We start from the raw sequence: 356 nt of genomic DNA on the forward strand, positions 1-356 counted from the left end.
TAGACGGAAAGACCCCGTGAACCTTTACTACAGCTTGGCACTGAACATTGAACCTACATGTGTAGGATAGGTGGGAGGCTATGAAGACGTGACGCCAGTTGCGTTGGAGCCGTCCTTGAAATACCACCCTTGTATGTTTGATGTTCTAACTTAGCCCCATTATCTGGGGTGAGGACAGTGCCTGGTGGGTAGTTTGACTGGGGCGGTCTCCTCCCAAAGAGTAACGGAGGAGCACGAAGGTGGGCTAATCACGGTTGGACATCGTGAGGTTAGTGCAATGGCATAAGCCCGCTTAACTGCGAGAATGACGGTTCGAGCAGGTGCGAAAGCAGGTCATAGTGATCCGGTGGTTCTGT

At 52.0% G+C, this 356-nt stretch carries 1 rRNA gene; it reads left to right on the top strand.

The window, feature by feature from the left end:
• Nucleotides 1-356: ribosomal RNA gene (locus tag GOU96_RS18450) — 23S ribosomal RNA — on the top strand; the annotation flags it as partial.

The organism is Vibrio sp. R-1, assembly GCF_035615595.1.
Lineage (GTDB): Bacteria > Pseudomonadota > Gammaproteobacteria > Enterobacterales > Vibrionaceae > Vibrio > Vibrio cholerae.